Here is a 22073-nt window from a genome sequence, read left to right on the forward strand (position 1 = left end):
TAGAGATTGCGCCCCCGGTCTTTGGGGGTGGTTCGACCTTGGTCGAACTTCCTTTACTTTAAACCGATGTTGACTTTCACCCACAGGGCATAAGTGCGACTTTACCTCTGTCTACGCCTGACGGCTTGACAATCGCTAAGTCTTCTTTATCGTAGGGCGTGACGTGAAATCTCTAAAGTTTGGCGCTCGGAGCTGGACGCGGCTATTTTTCTATAAATAGTTATCCACAAGGCAATAATTCTATAATTTCCTGGCAACAAAAAAACCATAGCACAGATGTACTATGGTTTTTGAGTGAGGTACAAAGCAGGTTATATTAAAGATCCAGGCTTTCCTGCTCTTCTTTTGATTTTTCTTCAGGCTGTTCCAAGTCTTTGTCGAGCTCATAATGATCACGAATTGCTCCGCTGATTTCTTCAAATAATGCTTCATTTTCCTTCAGGAATATTTTAGCATTCTCTCTGCCTTGACCTAAACGGTCTCCATTATAAGAATACCAGGCACCGCTTTTTTGTACGATATCAAGATCCGAGCCAATATCAAGGACCTCTCCTTCTTTGGAAACACCTTTACCATACATAATATCTACTTCAGCCTGTTTGAACGGAGGTGCTACTTTGTTTTTCACAACCTTAATACGGGCTTTATTCCCTACCACGTCATTGCCAACCTTAAGTGTTTCGGCACGGCGCACTTCCAGTCTTACAGAAGAATAGAATTTTAATGCACGGCCGCCGGGAGTAGTTTCTGGATTTCCAAACATAACGCCTACTTTTTCACGGATCTGGTTAATAAAAATAGCTGTCGTTTTTGATTTATTAATTGCCCCTGAAAGCTTACGAAGTGCCTGCGACATTAATCTTGCCTGCAAGCCGACATGAGAGTCTCCCATTTCCCCTTCAATCTCTGCTTTTGGTACAAGTGCTGCTACAGAGTCTACAACAACAATATCTACTGCACCGCTTCGAACAAGCGCTTCAGCAATTTCCAAAGCTTGTTCTCCTGTATCCGGCTGCGATAGCAGAAGTTCGTCAATATTAACGCCTAAAGCTCTTGCATAGATGGGATCTAATGCATGCTCTGCGTCAATAAAAGCTGCCTGACCACCTTTTTTTTGAGCTTCTGCAATAGCATGAAGCGCAACGGTAGTTTTACCGGAAGATTCCGGACCATATATCTCTACTACTCTTCCTTTCGGATACCCGCCAATTCCAAGAGCTACATCTAAAGCCAATGAACCACTTGGAATAGTTGCCATCTTAGGTATTTCATGTTCCCCCATTTTCATAATAGAACCTTTACCAAATTGTTTCTCTATTTGTCTTAAAGCCATATCTAAAGCTTGTTGTTTATCACTCACCGAAACTACCTCCTTTATCTATCTTTATCCATCATACAACGTTTTTACATATTTAACAAGCAAAAAGACGAATAAATGTTCTGCTATTTTTATATCAGATTTTACTTCAAAAATTAAAATCTATACATTCTTTTGTTCAAAAATGCCCAATTCTCTCTCTTATATAAACTGAATTATTAAATCTGCCTCTTTTGTAATAAAAATAAAACTTTCATTCACCTTAAAAAATTATTTTAAGTATTGATATAATAATTCAAAGCCTTTTAATGCAGCTCTTTCACGGATATTATTACGGTTTCCTGATAAAAGGATAGAGCTTGACTCTACAATTTTCTCTTCATCAAAAATAGCAATATAGACTTGTCCGACCGGTTTTTCTTCCTGCGTATCAGGACCGGCAACCCCTGTAAAAGAAATAGCCATTGGTGTATTTAATTTAAAAGCTGCCTGTTCAGCCATCTTTTCAGCACATTCCTTACTCACCACACCGTATTCAGCAATCCATTCCGGAGATAAATCTAATAAAGATTCCTTTGCAGATGTTTGATAAGTAATTAAACTGCCTGCAAAAACATTGGAGGCTCCAGCGGCTGACACAAGATTACTAGAGAATAATCCTCCTGTTAAACTTTCTGCTGCACCAATTGTTTTTTCTTTTTCAGCTAATAACTCAATAACTTTATTCTCAATCGTCTGATCGTCCTCACCGAAGCAGTATTCACCGATACGGGCTAAAATTTCCTGCTTTTTATCTGCGACCAGCTTTTGGGCACCTTCTTTCGATGAAGCACTTGCTGTAACCCGGATGACCACACCCTGATCCTGAGCAAGGGGAGCTATTGTCGGATTTGTCTGTCCATGAATCATATCTGTCAGTTCATGCTCCAGATTAGATTCGCCGATACCAATAAATTTTAAGACCGTGGATTGGATTACCTGCTGTTTGCCTGTTAAGTTTTCTAAAAATGGAAATAATTCTTCTGATGAAATTTGCTTCATTTCCCGTGGAACTCCCGGCAAAAAGAACCAATGTGTATCCTGATAATCTACATACATTCCCGGAGCCATACCAGCATTATTTTTTAAAACACTGGCGCCTTTAAATACTCGGGCCTGCTTGCGATTATTCGGCGTCATCGTACGGTTGCGTTCTTTAAAATAACTTTCTATCTTCTCCATCGTAGTCTTATCTTCTAGAATTTCAAGGCCGGTCATTTGTTCAAAACCTTCACGGGTTAAATCATCCTCTGTAGGCCCTAAACCGCCTGTGACAATGACAATATCCGAACGTGACTGTGCCAGCCGAAATGTCTGCTCGACACGATCTAAATTATCTCCCACTACGGTATGGTTATAAACATTAATTCCATAAGTAGCTAATTGTTCAGACAGCCACTGGGCATTTGTATTTGCTATTTGGCCTAATAATAATTCTGTACCTACTGCAACAATTTCTGCTTGATAATTTTTTGTCATTTAGAATCCCTCATCACATGCCAGTTTTTAACAAAATAGTCCACCCCTGAAATAATAGTGAACACTAAAGAAATATATAACATAATCGTACCAAATGGGAAGCTCATATAAGAAAATGGAAAATTATGCAGCAATAAAGAAGCTATGGCAATCATTTGTGTAGCTGTTTTTAATTTCCCCATACTCCCTGCAGCCAAAACAATTCCTTCACCTGCTGCAACCAGCCTTAATCCAGTAACTGCAAACTCTCTGCTGATAATAATAATAACAACCCATGCTGGAGCAAGCTCTATCTCTACTAATAAAATAAGGGCTGCAGAAACAAGCAGCTTATCTGCTAAAGGATCCATAAATTTCCCTAAATTGGTAACCAGATTATGTTTTCTTGCATAATAGCCATCTACCCAGTCTGTGCCTGCTGCAATAATAAATATCAGAGCTGCAGCAAAATGAGCAACGGGTAATTCTGCATTTCCAATATTCCAGCTTCCCCATGGAAAGGGTACTGCCAGTAATATCATAAAAAGCGGTATCATTAAAATACGAGAAAAAGTTAGTTTATTTGGTAAATTCATTTTATATCCTCCATTTTTTCTTATAGTACGTGTTCAAAAAGTCGGATAAATAGGACCAAGAAGTTTAATACGACTAGTTTTTTCTGAGCGGAACGTATGCTTTATAATACGTGAGTAACGCTCTTGGTGGGGCAAGTAATCGCAAATTTTTCGATGGGACGAGTAATCTCAGTCCCATCGGAAAAAGCTAGTCAACGCACTTCTCACGTGTTGCGGCGCCTTCTACGTTGTTGCCCACACGACGTACCCGTTCTTAGTAGAAGATCCTCTTATCGCCGCGTCATCTTTATTGGACTTTTTGAACATCCTCTTATAGTGCATCATGTGCATGAAGTAAACCCTCCCTTTCAGGGAGGGTTTACAGGTTACTTAATATAGTTAATTACTAATTTGTAACTCTAAACGCTGATGGATTGCAGATGTTGGGTACTCAATATCTGTTCCATCAACAGAAATTGTTACAGCTGATGAATTACCTATATTTAGTAATACGGAATCTTCATCAGAAATATCAATTTCTAATGGGGATGCTTCTGCATCAAAATTGCCGCTGAATAAGGACTCGTCATCTCCGCCGGTTACATCTAACCAGCTGTTCAAGTCTGCATCAGCTGATTCCAGCGTTAATACAGCTTCATCACTAACATTTGATATCTCAAGTACAGATGTTGGAGAAGACCCTGTTCCTTCTTCTACTACCTCAACAGAAACTTCTTCATTTTCTTCTGTTTCCTGTTCCTCATCTTCATTTCCTTCGTCATCGTTATTCTCTTCAGAATCATCTGCTGCAGCGTCATTACCATTGCCACTATCATCTGAATCGGTAATAATCGTACTGCTATCCGTATTATTATCCTCAACTGGCTCTCCTTCATTCGAGGAGGAGCTCTGACGCAGGAAAAATATTGCTACCGCGATAATAGCGATAATTAATAAAATAACTGTAACCGTTGGAATGATGGATGATGAACGAGATTCTTTATCTGATTTACTCTCTTTTCTTGTCCGTTGTATCCGGCTGTATTGTACATTTTCTTCTTCTTCTGTGGGAGGAAGCTCCTCTTTATGATCTGTCATAAGCTCGTCCGGATTTATCCCTACCGCAGACGCATATTCTTTTATAAAAGCACGTGTGTAGAATTTCCCTGGGAGAATATTGAAATTCCCTTCTTCAATTGCAACTAAATACCTTTTTTGTATTTTTGTTTTTTCCTGCAGGCTGTCCAGAGAAATATCTTTGGCCAGCCGTGCTTCTTTTAGTTTTTCACCAACATCCATTTAAAACACCTTCCACCTTTGTAAATTAAAACATCGAGAATCCGTCCTGCCGTAAATCTTCATTTTCCACTGTTTCATAAGTGATTTCCTGATCTTCGTGGGTTCTGAGCTCAATAATATAATCAAAATCCTCCATGCTGTATTCCGTAGATTGAACGAATATATCCGGATGTTCAATCACCTTGACAGTCGGCAGCTGCATAATTTCTCTAATCAGCTGCCAGTGCTCTTCTTCATTCATTTTTCTTTTTGACACAATACCATCGATAATGTAAATATTGTCTGAATCATATTCCCCTTCAATTAAACTTTTACGCACAGTTTGTTTAATCATAGTGCTGGATACAAACAGCCATCTCTTATTTGCGCTGACACTCGCTGCAACAACAGATTCTGTTTTTCCTACTCTGGGCATTCCTCTTATCCCAATAAGTTTATGCCCTTCCACCTTAAATAATTCAGCCATAAAATCGACTAAAAGTCCAAGTTCATTTCGTACAAAACGAATAGTTTTACGATCCTCATTATCGTGATGGATGAACTTTCCATGCCGGACTGTAATTTTATCACGTAATTTAGGCTTACGAAGTTTGTGTACTTTAATCGCATCCATTGTTTCTAAAATATATTTAAGTCTAACTATATTTTCATCATACTTAGACAGGATGAGCATGGCTCTGCGAGAATTTTCCACACCATTAATCATAATGATATTAATGGAGAGCATTCCTAGTAAAGAGGAAATTTCGCCTAATAATCCCGGGCGGTTTTTTAAATTTTCATACTCTAGGTACCACTGTGTTCTGTCCATGATAAGCTCCTTTTAGAGTCTGCTCAAAAAGCCTGAATTAAAAATAACACGTCAGGAAAGAGACATCCCAATCCTTTTTATCGTCTTTTTGAACATACACTTTTTAAAGTAATCTTTTCAAACAGATAACTTATTATGTCGTACTATGTATCATCATATCGAAAAAAGGATAATGTTTCTATTATAATATACCATCTTTTTAGTTTTTCCTAAACAGCTAACACCTTTTTCATCATTCATTTTTCTGAAACACTTCCATACAAAAAATGAATAACGTTTATCCATACATAAAAAGAAGCTATATAGATAATCCTATACAGCTTCTCTTCTGAAATATTCATTAGTTAATCATGCTTTTGGACAAGCTTAATCATCGCGCTGGCAAGAGCTTGCTGCTCTTCTTCAGAAGCTGTACTCCACAACTCTTTCAGCACCTTTTCTTCCGGCGTTTTAGCATCAACACTTTCAGCTAAATAATCACCGACTTCAGCTGCCAAATTAGTTAAAGTATCATGGTTAATACCACTTTCTTCAGCTTGCTGCAAACGTCCCTTTAAAAAGCCTTTCCATGAATCGAAGTTATCTAATACTGACATTTGGACACGCCTCCTCAAAAGTATTCTTTTGCAAATTAAGAAGTCTCACGATTTGCCAACCATTATCCCTGTTACCAGGGACATACAGCTTTTTCAGAACACCATTTTATATCTCTTTATTCGCAAAAATAAAGGCTGACTACATAAGCGGGCTGTTCTGAAACTCTCCTTAAGCACCTATAGTATTTGAGGAATTTTAAAATTTATACATGCCCAATTATCTTTTACCATAGAGAAACGCTTGTAATTATGCTGTTGAATGAAGATATCCTTCTACAAACCGCCATTAATATGAATGACTTCACCCTGAATATAACTGGATTCTTCACTAAGTAAATAGCTGATTACATTGGCAACCTCTTCAGGACGCCCCGCCCGATTCTCCGGAATTTCATTAATAAAGGCATCTGCTTCTTCAAGAGATAAATTGTGATTCATTTTCGTATCAATAAAACCGGGGCTTACTGCATTTACCCGGATATTGGATAATGCTACTTCTTTTGCCAAAGCCTTTACAAATATATTTTGGGCTCCCTTTACACTGGAGTAGACAACTTCATTACTTGCCCCATAATCGCCCCAAATGCTTGTAACAAATAAAATATTTCCTTTTCTTTGGCGGATCATAGCTGGAAGAAAATGATGGGTAATCAACCATGGCGACTTGACATGAACCTGCAGTAAGTCATCCATCTCTTCAGCTCTCATATCCTGAAACAAACCATAATGTGCATGACCGCCAGCAAAAATAATTCCATCTACAGAGATAGATACAGCCTCAATAAAATCAGCTACCTCTGCTTCATCTGCTAAATCCGCCTGATAAGCAGCTAAGATAGCGTTTCGCTCATCAGCCTGCATTAATTCTTTAATAGGTGCCTGATTGGAATGATAATGAAGGATAAGCTGATACCCGGTGTCCAGCAATTTTTTTGCAATAGCTGAACCGATATCACCACTCGCACCAATTAAAAGGATATTCCCTTTCATTTATCCACCGTTTGATTTTGAATCGTGCATGTTGCCAGACGTTCTTCTTCTATCCATGAATTTAAAAACACATTTACATCCTGAACAGTCAGTTTTTGAATAAATGGTACGATATCAAATAAATTTACCTTTTTAAAGGATAAAGTGGCAAATTGATTCGCAATAAATTCCAAAGAATTCATCGCACGGAGCAATTGCCCCATCTTTTTCTTTTTCATCCGTTCAAAATCTGCTTCACTAATTTCGTGGTCTTTGGTTGATAAAAGCAATTCCTGCACCCGTGAGGAAAAAGCTTCAGGATTATTGGTATTGGAACCAATGGAAACATAACCAAAAGAAGTTTGCAGATTACTTTCAAAAAAGAAGCTGTTATCAATTAAATCTTCATCATATAGTTTTTGGTAAAACTCTCCGCCAGTTGAAAAGAAATGATCAAGCACCATATCAACGAATAAATCACGTTTCAGGTATTCTTCGCCTTCGAGCTGCTTATTCGGCTCTTTAATACCTACTGCACATTTAGGAATAGATACCGGCATATTTATCATTAAGTTCTTTTCTTTTACAGTATCAGGCTCTTCCGGAAACTGCCGCTTTATATCGTCCAGCTTATCAAATGATTTTTTCTGCTGGTTTTCTTTAATTAAATTCATCATTTCCTGAGCATCAAAGTTTCCAGTTACAAATAAGATCATATTTTCCGGATGATAGAAAGTATGGTAACAGGTATATAAATCATCCTTTGTTATGGTGTAAATGGAATCTACTGTGCCTGCAATATCAATATTCACAGGATGGTTATGGAACAACGCTTTATTCGTTCCCATAAACAGACGCCAATCCGGCTGATCATCATACATATTAATTTCCTGCGCGATGATTCCTTTTTCCTTCTCTACGGATTGCTCAGAGAAATAGGGATCCTGCACAAAATCAACCAATGTTAATACGTTCTTCTCAATATTACTTGTCGCCGAAAATAAATAAGCTGTTTCTGTAAAGGAAGTAAAGGCGTTTGGAGAAGCTGCCTGCTTGGTGAAATCCGTAAATACATCACGATCTTCTTTCTCAAAGAGCTTATGCTCTAAGAAATGAGCAATTCCATCCGGCACAGTGATCGCCTCTGTTTGACCAATAGGTACAAAGCTCTGATCAATCGATCCGTAATTTGTCATGAAAACACCATATGTTTTCGCCAGTTCCGGTTTTGGTAGTAGACAAACCTGCAGTCCGTTATCTAGTTTTTCTTCATATAAAGTTTCATCAATTGTATCAAAATACTGCTTATTCATCGGCCTCTCCTCCTTCACTTGTTAATAAGTACACCATGTTTTCCTTCACTTGATTCGCTACTTCGATAACCTGCTCTCTAGTTACCTGCTGAATACCATGAAACAGCTCATCAACTGTAATCTCTTTGTGTCCAACTACTTGCTGATACATAAATTCAATCATACCCTGCGTATGATCTAAGGTCTCTTTTAATTGATTGATAATAAGAAGCTTTGTTTCTTCCAGTTCTTCTTCCGTAAATTCGCCATTTTTCATAGCTTCCAACTGCTCACGGATAATTGTCAATGCCTTATCATAATCCTCTGGAGCAATTCCGCTCATCACAAATAATAAACCTTTATGACTCTCCATCCGGGAGACAGCATAATAAGCCAGGCTATTCTTTTCTCTTACATTTATAAATAATTTTGAACTTGGGAAACCGCCGAACATCCCATTAAAAACCTGCAATGCCGGATACTTTTCATCTCGGAAAAGAATATTGGTCCGATAGCCGATATTCAGCTTCGCCTGCTGCACCTGATCTTCTTCGATCAGTTCTTTGGATGTAACTGATTGCGCTGGCACATCATCATTAACAGGAGCTTCTTTTTTCTTTGATGACCGTTTAAATCGGCTAGTTAATAAATTCAGCATCTGTTCCGCATCAAAATCTCCGCTTACATAAATATCCATCTCATCTTCCTGGTGCATATTTTGATAATACGTAAACAGCTCCTGATTTGAAAACGCTGATAAATCCTTCTCATAGCCTTGTGCATGAATACTATAGCGTTCACCTGAACACATTTCGTCCATTAGCCGAATATTAGCATAGCTGGCCTTATCATCCTTAATAGAAAGTATATTTTGACGAAGAATTTCTTTTTCTCGGTCGAATACCCGCTTAGGAAATCCGTTCTCTTCCTGATTTGGTTTATAAACAATTTCATACAGCAGTTCTATCGCCCGTTCCAATAATGAATTGGTTCCAGGCAGGAATTTTTCATTTGGTACTTCCAAATAAAACGTCAAAATATGACTTTCTCCTTTTTTTGATCCTCCGATAGAAAGCACTGCCCCATACAATTCTGCCAATTCCTCCTGCAGTTCTTTGCGCGTAGGAAAGGAAGCTGTTCCCTGTTTTAACACATAAGGAAGCAGAGCCCGTTTTGTAATGGTTCCTCTCTCCAGCGGTGCACGAAATTTTATTGCAAAGGTTAATGTTTTATGTTTTTTATTCGGAAGCATGTGAAATTTTATATTATTTTCATTCTGTTTAATTTCCTTAACACTCATATTTATCCTCCATTCTAAACTAGCCAGTATTTATTTTACGCGTTTCTCTCCTTTATCATCCATCATATTCAAAGAAACAGGTATTACATGCGGAAATTTTTTAAAAGTATATAACTCAACTTTCGCACCTGAGAGTAAGCATCTATACCTTACTGTTCCAGGTTGAACATGTTCTTTCTTATCCTGTTTGCATTTTGTTAAATCCCCTACTATATGAAATGGAAATTGTGTATAGCTCCTGCAACCAACCACTATGCTTTCCATGGGGACGGCTTCAGCTAACTTGAAAAGAAAATCGCTTTTCAAGTGCTCTTCTTAGCAAAAGTTAGCTGAAGAGCATGCCCCTAGGCAGGCTAAGGTCGCAACGTCCTGGGGTTGCGATTACTCACCCCATCGAAAAGAGTTGTTGCAACGCCTGCATTAGTACGTCCTGTACGTCGAAAGCAAAACGGTCCGCCGCAGCGGTAGCCTTACACGTTATCTTCTTTCTAAATAGCGTTTATGCCTTGTCAAGAGATAGATGGAAGGAACGGTCAACGCCTGTCTCCAGGATAAGCAAGTTATTTTTCAGGTGTGAAAGTTGAGTATATAGAATTGATCTGTCTTCTAATATAGTTTAAACAACAGCTTTCCTTTTGATTATAAAATGTTTACAGCCCGCAAAGAAATTCCCCGGCAACATTAAAGACGTCTGCGTACAACTTGAAAGCTGAACATATCTGCCCGGAAATAATTCATAGAATACAAAACACCCTCATCATTGCTTGTATAGTGCATCTGTTTTAATAAAAGCAGCGGCTGGTCGGGCGTACACTGCAAAATACTATAAATGCGTTCATGATATGTAATTGGTTCAATATTTGCAACAGCGTAAGTAATTTGCTTTTCTGAGGCCGCTTCAATCGTACTGAAAATGGAAGCCATCTCCCGTAGTTTTTCTAAAGACAGGTAAGACGCTGGAGCTTTATCAACACAAAATACAACTGGCACATCATCAGCAGTACGTATTCTTTCAATAGCTGTTACATATTCTAAATCCGGGTTGCTGAAATCACGCTTTTCCTGCTCGGTAGCATCTAAAATATCTGTACTGATATATTGTGTCCCAGGCTTCTTTCCTGACTGCTTAATCATTTGTGTTACACTGCTGAGTTCTTCAATACCTGCCTGGAACAATGGCTTTGTATTTACAAATGTTCCAACTCCATGCCTGCGGGTTACGATATTATCTTCTTCCAGCATTCTTAATGCCTCTCGTAAAGTTGCCCGTGAAACCCCTAATTGCTTCGAAAGTTCGTATTCAGATGGCAGTTTTTCTTCCTCTTTATATAATCCATCTTCAATGCCTGCTTTTATTTTGTCCATAACCTGCAAATATAAATGTCTGGCATCTTCACGCAAATTCATTTCTTCACCTCTTTTCTTATCAAATACTTCATCTATAGCCTTTTTGCATCTGTTATTAATCGTACCACTTCTTCTGCTAATTTTGAACTTTAAAAAATCATTATCTGAACAAAAGCTCAGAGCCTCTGTACAACAACGTACAAACCGGACTGCACACTTTGAATCGACGGTGACTTATTATCCAGTTACTCAGGGAGATTGCCGGCTATTAAGCCTGTGAATCTGGACAGTTATATCTATGAACCAGAAATAAATTCACATCAAAAGTACTTTCTTACAGAATGAGAAAAAACCGGTTTATCCACAACAGATAAACCGGTTTTTTTAAGAAGTAGTGGAATGCTCTTCTGTCTGGTTAGGCACCAGTACAGAACGAGGTTTACTTCCTTCATATGGCCCGACAATACCACGCGCCTCCATAGCGTCTATTAATCGGGCTGCCCTCGTATAACCGATGCGGAAACGGCGCTGGAGCATAGAAACACTCGCACTTTGCATTTCAGTAATCATCTGTACTGCATCGTCATAAAGCTCATCATCCACTTCCTCCATCACTTCATTCGTTTCTTCTGGAATCATTTCTTCCTGATAGCTTGCCTGCTGCTGTTCGATACAGTGATCTACAATACGTTCTACCTCTTCATCAGATAAAAATGCACCCTGGACACGTGTCGGCTTAGAGCTGCCGGATGGGAGATATAACATATCGCCCCGCCCAAGTAATTTCTCTGCCCCCCCGGAATCCAGGATTGTACGTGAATCTGTTGTAGATGATACACTGAAGGCAATTCTTGATGGTATATTTGCTTTAATAACCCCGGTGATAACATCTACAGATGGACGCTGCGTTGCTATGATTATATGGATACCTGCCGCACGCGCCATTTGCGCAAGCCGGGTGATTGCATCTTCTACATCATTCGAAGCAACCATCATTAAATCTGCCAGCTCGTCCACAAGAACAACAATATACGGCAAATAAGGCTGCTGCTCCTCCGCATCTGCGTCTGCATTTTGTTTCCGGACATAGGCATTGTAGCCTTCCATATTTCTTGTGCCGCTATCAGAAAACAGATCATATCTCCGTTCCATCTCTGCAACAATTTTTTTCAATGCTCTGGAAGCTTTTTTAGGATCTGTTACAACAGGTGTTAATAAATGCGGAATCCCATTATATACATTCAGCTCTACTTTTTTAGGGTCAATCATCATCATCTTGACTTCATGCGGTTTGGCACGCATTAGAATACTTGTAATAATGCCGTTCACACAGACACTTTTCCCACTTCCTGTCGCGCCGGCAATCAGTAAGTGGGGCATTTTATTTAACTCCCCGGCAATTGCTTCTCCAGAAATATCTCTTCCTAAAGCAAACGTCAGTTTATTTGTCTTAGAAGATTGTTTGTCTAAAACCTCCCGGAGTGAAACCATGGATACTTCCTTGTTAGGGACTTCAATACCCACTGCTGATTTGCCGGGTATCGGTGCTTCAATACGTATATCCTTTGCAGCAAGTGCTAAAGCAATATCATCATGAAGACCGACAATTTTACTTACCTTCACACCAGACTCTGGATACACTTCATATTTCGTTACTGCTGGACCGACATGTACTTTTGCTATTTTAGCTTTTACGCCGAAGCTCTGAAAAGTACGGTCCAGCTTACGCACAGTTGCCTGAATATGTGATTTCTCCTGCTGCTGTGAATTATGGGCTGGACTTGCTAATAAATCCATCGACGGCAGCTTATAATCGTGATTTTCTGTTGCTGTCATAGGCAATGTTTCCTGAAGCTCTTCCTCACCACCCGCATTTTCCTGCTGTTTGGAACTCTCTGTTTTTACAGTTTCAGCTTCTGCTTGCGGCTGTTCCTGATACGCAATATCTGTAAAATCATTAATAAGAAGCTCTTCTGTATTGTCTTCATGCTCTTCCGTTACCTGTTTATTTTTCTCTTTTCGTTTCTTAGAAACAGAATCTTTAATTTCTTTTTGCTCTTCTTTCCGTTCAGCTCTTTTCTCTCTTGATCGCTCCAGACGTTCGGCCAGATAAGCAAAAGTGGATTTAAAACCAGCACCTAACTTTTTAACAAACTCGCCGATAGACAAATTCGTCAAAAAAATAATTCCGATTAGTAAGCAGAAAAATACAACTATCCGCGAACCTGCAATAGAAAATAAAAAGTAAGAGACAGTGAATAATAGTGCACCGACCATACCTCCGCCTGTCTGTACCAATGTACCGGTGCCTTCTAAGTATTGGAAGTAAAGCTGCCAGGTCAGACCAAGTATAGATACATCATTCGTATTAGCCAGCAAGCTTTCCATCACTTGTACATGTGTCAGCAATAAGATACCGGTCAGAAAAATATAAAATCCTATTAATCTTCTGGATAAAAAATCAGGTACCTGGCGTTTGATAATGAGATAAAAACCAATAATAAATAATGCAACAGGAAGGATAAAATGCCAAATTCCCAAGAAAAACTGAAATATATTTCCCAGCCAATCAGGTATAGCACCGCCGCTTAACATAGCTGCCCCGCTTCCAAATATTGCAATAAATATTAATAATAATCCAATGAGCTCTTTTTGTAATCCTTTAAGCTGTTTGGTTGTCGTTTTTTTTCTTCTTTTTCTCTTTTTGGCAGCCATTTTCTCACCCCTGTATGTAGAACAAATTAAGATTTCCATATAAATTGAATGAAAGCATTATACTCCTTTCATATACTTTATTTCTATTTTAAAAAGAGATAGATGCAATTATTCAATTTATATATTGATAGATTTAAACAAGGAAACTGGAATCAGTTCTCTTTATACTGTCAGAGAGACTTTATTGGGAAAATAAGTGCTTATTGCACTAATTCCCTGTCTTCTCCTTAAAGAGGCTGCTGTTCCAGTTATCATGTCATCCAATATTGTTTCATAATCTTATCTTTTATCGTTTCTTTATTATAGCATAGATTACCATCAGCTGATAATTCTTCCTGGTAAAAATTCCGGATTCAGATAATCATTCGGATTACTTGAAATAAGCTGATTAATTTGGTAATTCCCATCATTATTTTTAGATACAAAAACCGTTCTTCCCTGCCATTCAATTGCTTGTATTCCGTTACCTGCTCCTTGTTCTTCCGGAAAAATTTCCTGATAGGATAATGGTGTATAGAGTATCATCAGGCAGTCCCTTCCTCTTCTTGTTTTGGTTTTGAACTTTGAATCATGTAATTTAATTTCTTTATTGCCTCTTTTACTCCGCCGACTTCATCAATGATGCCATACTCCACAGCTTCCCTGCCAACAACATTTGTACCAATATCGCGAGTAAGATTCCCTTTTGCAAACATCAATTCCTTTAATTGTTCAGAATCAATATTGGAATGATCAACAATAAACTGAATCACACGATCCTGCATTTTATCAAGATATTCAAACGTTTGTGGAACGCCGATTACCAGTCCTGTTAATCTGACAGGGTGTATCGTCATTGTTGCTGTAGGCACAATAAAGGAATAATCCGTGGCGACTGCAATCGGTGCACCAATGGAATGTCCTCCTCCAAGTACGATAGAGGTAGTCGGCTTGGACATCGATGCAATCATTTCCGCAAGCGCCAGCCCTGCTTCAACATCCCCGCCAACTGTATTTAACAAAATAATTAACCCTTCAATTTTAGGGTTTTGTTCTACAGCAATCAGCTGTGGCAGCAAATGCTCATATTTTGTTGTTTTATTTTGCGGCGGCAGCTGAAGATGCCCTTCCACCTGTCCAATGATTGATAAAACATGGATATTTGAATCAGGAGCCTGCGGAACATTTGCCTGCCCAAGCTGCTGAATTTTTTCTACAAGAGAGGATGCATTGTTCGATCCGTTCTCCTCTTCTTCTTGATTTTCATTATCATCCGTATCCATACGCATATTAAAACCCCTTCCAGCTATTTTTATGATTAGTATAAACAATCGGTAAAAAATAATACGAAAGAAGAGATATGGTATCTTTTTTAATATTTTGGATAGTAAAAAGACATGAGGCAGATAATAGCTGCTTCATGTCTTTTTTGATTTTTATAACGGTACTTCTTCTGCACTTAATCCAAATACTTCATGCAATGCATTAACTGCTGTTACTAATTCATGGTCGTGTACCAAAACCCAAATTGTAGTATGGCTGTCTGCTGATTGTAATATCTGCACACCAGAGTCCGTTAATGCCTGCACGATTTTAGAGGCAACGCCAGGTACTCCTGTCATTCCGGCTCCAACTGCTGAAACCTTTGCACAGTTTTCCGTAATTTCCGGTTGAAAGCCCAGCATCTCTAAAATTTCTATTGCTTTTGTAGTAAGCTCTGTCGGCACAGTATAAGCCACACCTGTGGGCGAGATATTAATAAAATCAACAGAAATACCAGATTCTGCCATTGCTTTAAATACTTCTGATTGTACACGGTAAGCTGATTCCTTCGTCTGCACCTTAATTTGAGTAACATTCGCAATATGTGCAATACCTGTTATCATCCGTTCTGAAATGTCTGCACCTGCTTCTTCAATCCTGGAAGATGTAACAAGCGTCCCAAGCCGTTCGGAATAGGTTGAACGGATACGCATCGGTATTTTCCCTTGCATAGCTATTTCTACAGCGCGCGGGTGAATGACTTTTGCGCCTTGATAAGCAAGATTACAGATTTCAGTATATGTCACCACATCAAGCGGACGTGCATTCTTTACGACACGCGGATCTGCTGTCATAATACCTTCTACATCTGTAAAAATCTCGATACGCTCCGCTTCTAAAGCAACCCCTAGGGCAGCTGCTGAAGTATCACTGCCGCCACGGCCGATGGTTGTTATTTCTCCAGACTCACTTTGACCCTGGAACCCTGCCACAACAACGACGTCATGCGTTTCTAATTCATGTAATATACGTACAGGATTTACCTTTTTTATTTTTGCCCGGTTAAAATCTTCACTCGTTACAAAACCAGCCTGCGCACCAGTCAAAGCTGTTGCAGAAACATGATTTTTTTGCAGCTCATTAGATAGGACAACGGATGAAATAATTTCACCGCATGACATAAGTAAATCGAGCTCACGGTTAGAATTTTTATTTGCCGGAAAGTCTATTAAGCTTAGCAAACTGTCCGTTGCATAAGGATCTGGTTTTCTTCCTAGAGCAGAAACAACAACAACTAATTTATATTCTTGAACAAGTGCATCCTTAATATGACGGATAACATGCTCCCGATTTGTTTCTGATTGTACAGAAGTTCCTCCGAATTTTTGTACTAATACTTGCAATATTAACACCTCAACACTATCCAAGCTGTTAAACTCTGGATGTCTAATAGATTAATTACGTCATCATTTTAAAATCGTCTTCATCAATGACTGGGGATAATTATTTTTTTAACCAGCCGCGTTCTGTTAATACTTGCGCGATTTGTACTGTATTCCAAGCCGCGCCTTTTAATAAGTTATCAGATACAACCCATAGATGGAAGCCTTTTGGATTATCTAAATCTTTGCGTACGCGTCCGACAAAAACTTCTTCTTTACCTTGTGCAGATTGTGGAGTTGGGTACTCCTGAGCCTGAGGGTTATCCTGCAGAATAACTCCGTCTGCCGCTTCCAGCGTCTTCCAGATATCCTTAACAGCCAGCCCTTCCCGATCTAATTCAATATAGACACTCTCTGCATGGGAAGTAGCAAATGGAAGGCGTACACAGGTTGCTGCTACATTTAAGGCTTCATCATGCATAATTTTTTTTGTTTCATTAATCATTTTCATCTCTTCAAAAGTGAAGCCATTGTCTTCAAACACATCGATTTGCGGCAATGCGTTGAAAGCAATTGGAAAATGCTTTTTATCTCCTTTAACAGGTAAAATCTCTGCGTTTAATTCTTTACCTTCTAAATAACCCCTTGACTGTTCATACAATTCCTCTACCGCAGCATTTCCAGCACCTGATACTGCCTGGTAAGTAGATACAATAATTTTATTAATTCCATATGCATCTTTAATCGGTTTTAAAGCTGCGACCATTTGAATGGTGGAACAGTTCGGATTTGCGATAATCCCATGATGCTCTGCAATATCCTCTGGGTTAACTTCTGGAACAACAAGCGGTACATCCTTATCCATACGAAAAGCACTTGTATTATCGACAACAACTGCTCCCCTTTTAACCGCCTCTGGAGCCAGCTTTTTAGAAATAGACCCGCCTGCAGAGAATAGCGCAATATCTACACCGTTAAAGGATTCGGCTGCAGCCTCTTCAACAATGATTGTTTCCCCGCGAAATGTTTCTTCTTTTCCAGCTGAACGCGCAGATGATAATAATTTTAATTCATTTATCGGAAACTCTTTATCTTCTAATATTTTTTTGATTTTCTGACCTACTGCCCCTGTAGCACCTACTATAGCTACATTGTATGTTTGCTGCTCTGGCATTCTAATAACTCCCTCCACTTAATTAAATGTCAACTAAACTTCATTTTAACATATTTTTTGTGGAATAAGGTACAATAATCGGCTGAATTTGTTTTCCTTTTAACGCCGTCTCTACAGCTGGAATTAATTGACTTAAATCTGCTGAGAGAGAGGAGGGTTTTTGATAAGGATTATCCTGCCCGAACGGAACAAAAAACATATGCTTTGCATTAAGCAATATGGCTAAATTCTTTGCATTTAATCCGAGTGCATCATTGGTCGTTAAAGCCAATACCACTGGACTTTCATTGCGGAGAGTAGACTTGGCAGCCATCAGGACTGGATTATCTGTATGAGCATTAGCCAGCTTACTCATTGAATTTCCTGTCAAGGGGGCAATGACCATTACATCAAGCGGTTTATCCGGACCATAAGGCTCTGCCCCAGGGATAGTAGTAATAGCTGTTTGACCGGTTATTTTCTCAAGATTTTCTACATTATCTTTTGCCTTACCGTGCTTGGTATCTGTATATTGAACCGTTTCTGTTATAAACGGAATGATTTCTGCACCCTGATTAATTAATTCCTCCATAATTGGAAAAATATGCTCAATCGTATGATGGGAGCCAGTCAGACCAAATCCAATCCGTTTACCGGTGAATGTCATTCTAATTCACGCTCCTCCTCGAGAATTTGTTCCATCACATTAGCAAGTATTTTTCCGGCAGTTCTAGGGGCGACAATACCGGGAAGACTGCGTGCAAGTATGGCATTAATACCGCGTTTTTTCGCAAATTCAAAATCTGTTCCTCCCGGTTTGGAGGCAAGATCAATAATTACTGCATTATTCGGCAAATTCCTGATAGCCTCTTTGGTAACAACAAGACTCGGAATCGTATTGATTAAAATATCGCAATTCTCTGTCTGTTTACTTAAATCATGTAATGGCACTGCATTTAAACCCATTTCTGTAATACGCGCCAAATCCCGTATGCTTCTGGCACACACTGAAACCTTCGCACCAAGTGCAGAAAACTTATTTGCTACCGTATTACCTACTCTGCCAAATCCTACAACCATCACACGCGAAGAGTGAACTGTCTGATCTGTATGCTCAAAAGCCATCATAATGGCCCCTTCAGCAGTCGGAATGGAATTATAAATGGCAACATCATCACGATCAAGCAATGGTATCAGCTTAATACCTGCTTCTTCCGTCAAATTGGTTAAGTAATCATTCGTAATTCCAGTAAAAACTACACATTCGGGATTTAATTTTTGAAACCATGCTCCATCCAAATTTATTTTTTTATCTGTAAAAACTGTTTCGACATTTCCGCTTGAATCCGTCCCTGTAATTGGTAAAACAACTACATCCAGGCTGCTCTGATCCAATTCATCTAATGCTAATTCATTTAAGCCTGTAAACCCCTGCTCCAATTTATCAAAACCGCAAAGTATCACTTCATTATCATGATTACTTTTTAAGATTTTTATTAACTCTAAATATCTTGCATCTCCACCTATCACTGCAATCCGTCGACTCATTTTACGTATTACCTCCAGACAACTTTTAACGTATTCATGATTCGATATAGCTTATGTTTTTTTAAGTGAGGGGTGAACAAATAAGCCTTAAAATTACCGTCTAACTTTTAGAAAATGCTTTCTTCATTAAGGAAGCTCCGAAAAGTTTATTTTTCTTACTTAAAACTCTTTATATGCTGATGCATAGGTCTTTGGATGAGTTTAATCATCTGTTCTTTATGTAAATGCTCGCTCCCGGCAATTAAAAGCCTAATATTAAGATATTAAAAAAGCTTGTTTATTCAGAAAGAAAAGGATGTGTTCAGTCTCCTTTTCCAACAAAATAAACAAGCTTTAAGCAAATAATTTCTATTTTATCGTTCTTCATCAGGAAGTTTGGTGTCAATCATTATCATATCCTCACCAATTTTCCGGATAGACTGCCAATGAATTTTAGTCTCTTCTCCCTCTTTGACAAGGCCAAACCATTTATAACTCGGGATAATAAACGCTTCGATCTGACCCGTTTTAGGATTAATTTCTAAATCGGTTTGACCAAGCATGCCAAGCCTTTTTCCTTCATTCACATTAATGATTTCCTTATCTCCCATATCTCGAAAGCGCACCATAAAAAAACTCCTTTTTTTGTTTTTCTTAGGGCAAGTATTTACAATCACAAGATAATGAAGTCTCGTTTATACACTATATGTCCCAAAATAAGAAAACATGCTTCTATTTACGGTAGTCTTCTGGTGCAACTAGTGCACGGGATGGGTTTTGCAGCAGGACATTTTGAATGACACTTGTCACCTGCTGATCGGTAATGCCATCAATTTCTGTAATTAAATCATCTAAAGAACGGTGTTTTTGCAATAACAGCTCATTACGGCCATTTCGTGACATCCGACTATTGGTACTCTCTAATCCTAACATCAAATTTCCCTTAATTTGTTCTTTGCTGTTCCGTAATTCTTTCTCTGTTAATCCTTGTTTCACAAAATGATGAAGGGTAGAATAAATAACCTCTTCCAGCTGTTCTAGCTGCTCTTTGCCTGTACCCGCATAGATTGTGAGTAGACCATCATCTATAAATGCAGCATGATAAGAAAAGACAGAATAGGCAAGTCCTTTTTTCTCACGCACCTCTTGGAATAATCGTGAGCTCATACTTCCTCCCAGCACATTATTCATAATAGATAGCGGATATAAATGCTTATCTCCTACCTCATACCCATTATAGCCGAGGCATAAATGTGCCTGTTCTGTATCCTTGCTTCGATAAATTGCTTCCTGTAAGAATACTGGCTTCGTTAATTCTTTCTCTTTTGCTTTTCTTGTAAGTGATCCAAAGTAGGAATCAATCTCCTTAATAAATGAGCTGTTCACATTACCAGCTACAGAAACAACAATACGATCAGGGGTATAATTATCTTCTATATACTGCTGTAATTGCTTTTGATTAAAAGACCCCAACTGCTTTTCTGTACCAAGAATAGGGAACCCCAGCGGGTGCTTACCGTATGCAGCTTCTGCCAGCAGGTCATGCACAATATCATCAGGCGTATCCTCGCACATTTTAATTTCTTCATAAACTACTTTCTTTTCTCTTTCCATTTCTTCCTCGTCAAATGTTGATTCAAAGAACATATCCGCTAATACTTCTAAGGCAAATTCTTTATGTGTATCTAACACTTTTGCATAAAAACATGTATATTCTTTAGAGGTAAAAGCATTAATTTGTCCGCCGATAGAATCAAATGCTTCTGCAATATCCTGAGCGTTTCTTGTTTTAGTCCCTTTAAAAAACATATGCTCTAAAAAGTGTGAAATGCCGTTATTATCGATTGTTTCATTTCTGGATCCAGTTTTAACCCATATACCTATTGTGACTGAGCGTACAGCCGGCATGGATTCTAGTACAATACGTACACCATTGCTGCTTGTATATTTTTCTATCAAATGTATATCCTCCTAAATTTCCTAGCTTAACGCGATTCACTTAATAGTGATTCTACTGTTCCTATTTTATAACCTTTTTCTTTGATACCGCTAATCATTTGCTCCAGACCACCTGTACTTGCTTGGGTCGGATGCATTAAAATCATCGCTCCAGGGTGGACATTGTTTTGTATGCGATTCACCACTACGGAAACAGACGGATTCTTCCAATCAATCGTATCGACAGTCCATAGGATAGTTTCCATCTCCAGTTCAGCTGCTGTTTCCACCGTTTCGTCTTTGTAGCTTCCGCTTGGCGGCGCAAACCATACAGGCTGCTTTCCTGTTATTGTTTTTAAAATTTGATTTGTCTCTTCTATTTGTGTATAGGCATCATTTTTTTCCAGCATTGCCATATCTGGATGATTATAGGCATGGTTACCGATTAAATGCCCTTCCTCTTCAATCATTTTAACCAGACTCGCATTATTTTGTGCCCATTTACCTTCAATAAAAAAAGTTGCCTTTACTTGATTATCTTTGAGAATTTGAAGCATTTCGGGAATATATTTCTCTCCCCAGGAAACATTAATTAAAAATGAAACCATTTTTTTATCTGGATGTCCGCGATAAATTGGAGATGGCGGCAAATCTGTTAACAAGATATCAGGAGAGGTTTCATTAAAAACAAGTAAATCTTCGTCCCATTCATTTGCTTCTTTCATTTTTTTATAGGATTCTTCGACATTTACTTCCAGACCGTTTCTTCCAGGTGTTTTCTTCCAAACCTTATCAATGTAAGCATCCTGCGGCTTTTGTTCGTATGTCTCTTTTTTTTGTTCAATCTCCTTATACAGATCATCTTTTGTTGAGCTCATCTCTATTCCAGCTGGTTCAACCACTACAGAATTTGTTTGAAAAGGATTATATCGTATATCGAATACCGTAAAAATTAAAATTAGAAAAACTACTACATGTACATACTTAAAATATCGCTTCATATTTAATCCCTCCCCTTATCATTTCTATGCTTGAGAGGGACAAGTATGCATTTATTTTAAAGATGATCTTCGCAGTGTTCACAACCACAGACTATAATAAGATAATTAATC

Annotated in this window: 20 protein-coding genes; all 20 read right to left on the reverse strand. The window is 38.6% G+C overall.

Annotated elements, in window-relative coordinates; genetic code table 11:
- Positions 1-316: 316 nt before the first annotated feature.
- The 20 genes from recA to MHH51_RS14305 all read right to left on the reverse strand — a co-directional run bounded on the left by recA (position 317) and on the right by MHH51_RS14305 (position 21962).
- On the reverse strand, positions 317-1360 hold the full coding sequence (recA, locus tag MHH51_RS14210) for a recombinase RecA (RefSeq protein WP_339282360.1): 1044 nt from the start codon (positions 1358-1360) through the stop codon (positions 317-319).
- A gap of 228 nt (positions 1361-1588) precedes the next feature.
- On the reverse strand, positions 1589-2836 hold the full coding sequence (locus MHH51_RS14215; protein ID WP_339282361.1) for a competence/damage-inducible protein A: 1248 nt from the start codon (positions 2834-2836) through the stop codon (positions 1589-1591).
- A complete protein-coding gene (pgsA, locus tag MHH51_RS14220; RefSeq protein ID WP_147209496.1) occupies positions 2833-3411 on the reverse strand; it encodes a CDP-diacylglycerol--glycerol-3-phosphate 3-phosphatidyltransferase in 579 nt (192 codons plus the stop codon). The genes MHH51_RS14215 and pgsA overlap by 4 nt, the downstream gene beginning before the upstream one ends.
- 378 nt (positions 3412-3789) lie before the next feature.
- Positions 3790-4689 carry a RodZ domain-containing protein gene (locus tag MHH51_RS14225; protein ID WP_339282362.1) on the reverse strand — a complete coding sequence of 300 codons (900 nt, stop codon included), beginning with the start codon at positions 4687-4689 and terminating at the stop codon, positions 3790-3792.
- Between the two features lie 25 nt (positions 4690-4714).
- Entirely contained in the window at positions 4715-5500 is a 786-nt protein-coding gene (locus MHH51_RS14230; protein ID WP_147209498.1) for a DUF3388 domain-containing protein, read from the reverse strand.
- 344 nt (positions 5501-5844) lie between these two features.
- On the reverse strand, positions 5845-6096 hold the full coding sequence (locus MHH51_RS14235; RefSeq protein ID WP_147209499.1) for a DUF3243 domain-containing protein: 252 nt from the start codon (positions 6094-6096) through the stop codon (positions 5845-5847).
- Between the two features lie 273 nt (positions 6097-6369).
- On the reverse strand, positions 6370-7086 hold the full coding sequence (locus MHH51_RS14240) for an SDR family oxidoreductase (protein ID WP_147209500.1): 717 nt from the start codon (positions 7084-7086) through the stop codon (positions 6370-6372).
- Entirely contained in the window at positions 7083-8378 is a 1296-nt protein-coding gene (locus MHH51_RS14245; RefSeq protein ID WP_147209501.1) for a pitrilysin family protein, read from the reverse strand. The genes MHH51_RS14240 and MHH51_RS14245 overlap by 4 nt, the downstream gene beginning before the upstream one ends.
- On the reverse strand, positions 8371-9657 hold the full coding sequence (locus tag MHH51_RS14250) for a pitrilysin family protein (protein ID WP_339282363.1): 1287 nt from the start codon (positions 9655-9657) through the stop codon (positions 8371-8373). Before MHH51_RS14250 ends, MHH51_RS14245 begins: the two co-directional genes overlap by 8 nt.
- A 681-nt stretch (positions 9658-10338) precedes the next feature.
- The gene (locus MHH51_RS14255) at positions 10339-11064 is read right to left on the reverse strand and encodes a GntR family transcriptional regulator (protein ID WP_147209503.1); all 726 of its coding nucleotides are present in this window, start codon (positions 11062-11064) and stop codon (positions 10339-10341) included.
- A gap of 324 nt (positions 11065-11388) precedes the next feature.
- Positions 11389-13719: a DNA translocase FtsK gene (locus MHH51_RS14260; protein WP_339282364.1), complete on the reverse strand. Its 2331-nt coding sequence runs from the start codon at positions 13717-13719 to the stop codon at positions 11389-11391.
- A gap of 318 nt (positions 13720-14037) precedes the next feature.
- Positions 14038-14244 (reverse strand): YlzJ-like family protein, encoded by a 207-nt coding sequence (locus tag MHH51_RS14265; RefSeq protein WP_147209505.1) that lies wholly within the window; start codon positions 14242-14244, stop codon positions 14038-14040.
- Positions 14244-14981, reverse strand: coding sequence for an ATP-dependent Clp protease proteolytic subunit (locus MHH51_RS14270; protein WP_147209676.1), 738 nt, complete (start codon positions 14979-14981; stop codon positions 14244-14246). The genes MHH51_RS14265 and MHH51_RS14270 overlap by 1 nt, the downstream gene beginning before the upstream one ends.
- A gap of 153 nt (positions 14982-15134) precedes the next feature.
- Complete coding sequence (gene dapG / locus MHH51_RS14275; RefSeq protein ID WP_339282365.1) at positions 15135-16364, reverse strand: aspartate kinase; 1230 nt, start codon at positions 16362-16364, stop codon at positions 15135-15137.
- Between the two features lie 100 nt (positions 16365-16464).
- Positions 16465-17517: an aspartate-semialdehyde dehydrogenase gene (gene asd / locus MHH51_RS14280; protein WP_339282366.1), complete on the reverse strand. Its 1053-nt coding sequence runs from the start codon at positions 17515-17517 to the stop codon at positions 16465-16467.
- A 40-nt stretch (positions 17518-17557) separates the two neighbouring features.
- The gene (gene dpaB, locus MHH51_RS14285; protein ID WP_147209508.1) at positions 17558-18163 is read right to left on the reverse strand and encodes a dipicolinate synthase subunit B; all 606 of its coding nucleotides are present in this window, start codon (positions 18161-18163) and stop codon (positions 17558-17560) included.
- Complete coding sequence (gene dpaA, locus MHH51_RS14290; RefSeq protein WP_339282367.1) at positions 18160-19044, reverse strand: dipicolinic acid synthetase subunit A; 885 nt, start codon at positions 19042-19044, stop codon at positions 18160-18162. Before dpaA ends, dpaB begins: the two co-directional genes overlap by 4 nt.
- A gap of 353 nt (positions 19045-19397) precedes the next feature.
- A complete protein-coding gene (locus MHH51_RS14295; RefSeq protein WP_147209510.1) occupies positions 19398-19652 on the reverse strand; it encodes a YlmC/YmxH family sporulation protein in 255 nt (84 codons plus the stop codon).
- A 103-nt stretch (positions 19653-19755) separates the two neighbouring features.
- Entirely contained in the window at positions 19756-20982 is a 1227-nt protein-coding gene (locus MHH51_RS14300) for a pitrilysin family protein (RefSeq protein WP_339282368.1), read from the reverse strand.
- 26 nt (positions 20983-21008) lie between these two features.
- Positions 21009-21962, reverse strand: coding sequence for a polysaccharide deacetylase family protein (locus MHH51_RS14305; protein ID WP_339282369.1), 954 nt, complete (start codon positions 21960-21962; stop codon positions 21009-21011).
- Positions 21963-22073 lie beyond the last annotated feature (111 nt).

This window comes from Oceanobacillus sp. FSL K6-3682, from assembly GCF_037976165.1.
GTDB classification, from domain to species: Bacteria; Bacillota; Bacilli; order Bacillales; family Amphibacillaceae; genus Oceanobacillus; species Oceanobacillus sojae.